Below are 4058 nucleotides of genomic sequence, written 5' to 3'. Positions count from 1 at the left end.
CATTAAAGCTAATATTCTTTTTTTCATTTTAAAATCCTCCTCTCATTAATATAATAGGTTCCTAGAAAACAGTGCTACTTGTGGGAAAAATATCATTAGTGCTGAAACTATAAAGAACATTACGAAATAAGGTACTGTCTTTCTAATAACAGCCATATAAGGTTTGTTAAACACGGCCGATGCTGTAAATATGTTACAACCAAACGGTGGTGTTGCAGAACCTATTGCACTTTGTAGAGTTACTATTACACCTAAATGTATAGGGTCTATTCCTGCTGCTGCTGCTGGACCTACAAATATAGGAGCTAATATTATTATAGCTACTAGTTGGTCAACAAACATACAAGCTACGAAAAAGAATATACTTACTACTGTTAGTATCTTTATTGCACTTGGATCCGTTCCAAGAATTGAAGCTGTTAACATTTGTGGTATTCTTCCTAGTGAGAACATCCAAGCAAATGACGCTCCTGCTGCTACTAATATAAACACTACTGCTGTTACCATACCTGATGATAGTGCTATACTTGGTATATCTTTAAGTTTGATTGACTTATATATAACTACTTCAAGTATTAAAGCATATAATACTGATGCTGCTGCTGCTTCTGTAGGAGAAAATAGTCCTGCATAAATTCCACCTATTATAATTGCAGGGAAACCTAATGGTAGTAAAGCCTTTTTAAAAGCTGTTCCTCTTTCTGCCCAAGTAGATTTTTCTTCAACTGGTGTATCTTTTTTCTTTGCATCAAAATAGTTGTATATACAGAAGAATGCTAATACTACAAGTCCTGGTCCAATTCCTGCTATAAATAGTTCTCCAACTGACGCTCCTGTTACAACTCCGTACATTACCATTACAACACTTGGTGGTATAAGTAGAGCTATATTTGATGAGTTTATTATTAAAGCTAATGATTCCGATACTCCATATCCCTTATCTACCATCTTTGAATACATTGGCTTACCAACCGCAACAACAGTTGCTTGAGTTGAACCTGATATTGCACCAAAGAATGTACATGTAGCTGCTGTTGTTATAGCAAGTCCACCCTTTACATGTCCTACGAATGTATTTACTAGATCAAGTAGTCTATTTGAAGTGTGTCCCATACTCATAATATCTGCACCAAATATAAACATTGGTACTGCTAAAAGAGAGAATACTTCTACTCCTCCGGATATCTGTTGAGTTAGCCACATTAAATCAATGTCTGGCATGTATAATGCAACTACTGCCACAGGTCCTATTAAAAGTCCGAGCATCAAAGGTGCTCCTGTAAATAAGAGTACAAACAGTATTGCAAGTAAAGTAAATATCATGATTTCATCTCCTTTTTAGCATTTTGTTTTGCATCTACACCTTCAGGTTGTATTTCTGGTATCTCGTCATAATCAACCATAGGTGCTTCATTACTAAAGTATATATCGTCTTTATTAGTAAGATTTAAAACTAAGTTAATTAAGTACTGAATACCACCTAAGGTAAATCCTATGGGTAAAAACATAGTAGTAAAGTACCTTGGCATCTCAAGTGCGGGTGTTACTCTACCTCTTGCTATTACTGTTAATGTGTACTTATAACTTAAATATGCAAAGAAAAACATTGTAACCATAGATATAAATGCTATAAATATTGCCATAATTTTTTTTCCTTTTCTTGGTGCTATATCTATTATAGCTGACATATTAACGTGTTGTCCTTTTCTTACTCCGTAACCTAGTCCCATAAATGTAACTATAACAACTAGTAGTTGACCTACCTCTTCCGCAAAAGTCCATGAGTTGTTAAAAACTCTTCTTGCGATAACGTTACCAATTAGTATTGTTGCCATCAAAATAATACTACTACTTAATATAAATGCTTCAACTTTTTCTACTACTCGGTCAATCTTTTTTATTAAGTCCAATTATAATTCCCCTCGCTTTCTTTGTTTGTTTTACTACTTATTTAAATATTCTAAGGCAGCTTTGACGTGCATTTCTACCCCTGTAGCTAGTGCATCTTCATCCATATCAAATTTAGGATGGTGGTGAGGATAGTCTGTTCCCTTTTCCTTGTTGCCTACCCCTACAAAATAAAATGTTGACGGTACTTCTTTTGTAAATTCTGAAAAATCTTCTCCAGCTAAAGTTACATATGGTACAACGTTTTCATTGCCCACTAAGTCAGCTGCTATCTTTTTGATCTTTCCTGTAAGTTCCTTATCATTTTCTACCGTAAAGTTACTTGGAGTAAAGTTCATTTCATAAGTTGTTCCAAAAGTTTCACATATGCCTTTTACTATCTTTTCTAATCTTTCTCTTGGTCTTTCTATTGAATCTGGTCCACCTTTATATAGGTATCTCAGTGTTCCTGCTAATTCTACTTTTTCTGGTACTATATTTGATGCAGTTCCTGAATTTACTTTTGCAAAGGTTATCAGTGTAGGTGTCAATGCATTGATTTGTTTTGTTTGTACAACTTGAGCACCCATTATTATTTGAGCTGCTACTATAACAGGATCAATTGTTTCTTGAGGCATTGCAGTGTGCCCACCTTTTCCATGGATTGTTATATCGAAAACATCCATAGCGCCCATAACTGGTCCTTCACTTACACTTATCTTCCCACTTTCTATAGGAGTCCAAAGATGAATAGCTGTTGCAGCATCTACTTTTGGATTTTCTAATACTCCATCTTCTACCATGAATACTGCTCCTGCATCCTCTTCATTTGGCTGAAATACAAATTTTATATTTCCATGTATCTTGTCCTTATGCTTAGAAAGTATCTTTGCTGCTACCAGTAACATAGCCATGTGACCATCATGTCCACAAGCATGCATTTTACCTTCATTTTTAGATTTATATGGGACATCGTTTTCTTCAGTGACAGGAAGCGCGTCCATATCTGCTCTCATAAGTAATGTTTTACCAGGTTTATCACCTTCTAAAAGTGCTACTACACCTGTTTTAGTCATTTTTTCTGCTTTTAAACCTAAATCTTTTAAGTACTTTAAAACTATTTCTTGAGATCTATATTCTTCAAATCCCAATTCTGGATGCATATGAAAATCTCTTCTTAAAGCTATCAGTTCATCATTGAGATTTTCTACTTGCTTTTTTATATCCATTTTCTATCTCCCTTCTTTGTAAAAATATATAATTCATATTTACTCTTACAATTAATATTACTATATAAGAACGTTTTCTTCACTGACATAAATGTATGAACTTTTAAATAATTTATAGTCAATTTGTTTGGTAGTTTTCAAGTAGACTTCCATATCCCTTTATTTTATCGCTTACACCGCTTTTTCTTAGAGCATTCCAAAAGGTTGCTTGTATAGCAGATATTACAGGTTTATTTAAATCCTTTTCTAAATGTTCTATAATTCCTATACTTCTTATACCAGTGCAAAGTATAACTACCGCTTCTGCATCTTTTGTATCTACTTCTTTAGTAAATTTGTATACAGTTTCTAAACTTTGACTATCAATCTCCCTATCATACAATAAGTTTAACCCTTTTATATTAGTTACTTCAAATCCACTTTCTTCCAAGAATGATTTTCCCTTCATATATACTTCTTCTATATATGGGGTTGCAACTGCAATTTTCTTTACATTAAGTCTATTCAATGCATCTACTACTGAACTAGAAGTTGTAATACAAGGAACGCCCGATGACTTTTCCATTTTTTGAATAACTTCATTATCGTACTCGGCTCCCCCCATAAAATTTCCACTTGTGCATCCAAGTGCTATAACATCTACTGGTGCTTGTGCTAACAGTTTAGCTGCCTTTATAGCTTCACTTCCTATCCCAGATAGTCCTTCTTCGTTTGTTTCATGTAAAGAAATCCTTGTAGCACATGTTATTACTCCTTCTGGACTCATCTTGTTAAATTCTGGCTCCATAACCCAACCTGGGGCCGGATAAACTAAACCTATCTTTGCTCTTGCTCCATATTCAAAATCTTTCATCTTTCCTCCTTTTAAAACCTTCAATATTTAGAATATTTGCAAATCACCTATATTAATATTATAGTATATTAAAGCATCAATAGAATTGT

At 34.0% G+C, this 4058-nt stretch carries 4 protein-coding genes; all 4 read right to left on the bottom strand.

From position 1 onward, the window contains the following. Window positions 1–45 precede the first annotated feature (45 nt). Window positions 46–1323, bottom strand: a complete 1278-nt coding sequence (locus tag ACTHW2_RS04980; RefSeq protein WP_442262783.1) for a TRAP transporter large permease — start codon at window positions 1321–1323, stop codon at window positions 46–48. Beyond that, a complete protein-coding gene (locus ACTHW2_RS04975) occupies window positions 1320–1910 on the bottom strand; it encodes a TRAP transporter small permease (RefSeq protein WP_442262781.1) in 591 nt (196 codons plus the stop codon). The genes ACTHW2_RS04980 and ACTHW2_RS04975 overlap by 4 nt, the downstream gene beginning before the upstream one ends. A 33-nt stretch (window positions 1911–1943) precedes the next feature. Further along, entirely contained in the window at window positions 1944–3116 is a 1173-nt protein-coding gene (locus tag ACTHW2_RS04970; RefSeq protein ID WP_442262780.1) for a M20 metallopeptidase family protein, read from the bottom strand. 118 nt (window positions 3117–3234) lie between these two features. Next, window positions 3235–3969, bottom strand: a complete 735-nt coding sequence (locus ACTHW2_RS04965) for a maleate cis-trans isomerase family protein (protein WP_442262779.1) — start codon at window positions 3967–3969, stop codon at window positions 3235–3237. Window positions 3970–4058: the final 89 nt, after the last annotated feature.

It is taken from the genome of Tissierella sp. (assembly GCF_052089545.1).
Lineage (GTDB): Bacteria > Bacillota > Clostridia > Tissierellales > Tissierellaceae > Tissierella_A.
The sequence above is the reverse complement of the archived record's forward strand: the minus strand, read 5'-3'. Positions and strand labels throughout refer to the sequence as shown.

Coding starts and splice junctions, on each gene's coding strand:
- ACTHW2_RS04970 (WP_442262780.1), bottom strand. CDS start 3,116: ATGGATATAAAAAAGCAAGTAGAAAATCTCAATGATGAACTGATAGCT.
- ACTHW2_RS04965 (WP_442262779.1), bottom strand. CDS start 3,969: ATGAAAGATTTTGAATATGGAGCAAGAGCAAAGATAGGTTTAGTTTAT.
- ACTHW2_RS04980 (WP_442262783.1), bottom strand. CDS start 1,323: ATGATATTTACTTTACTTGCAATACTGTTTGTACTCTTATTTACAGGA.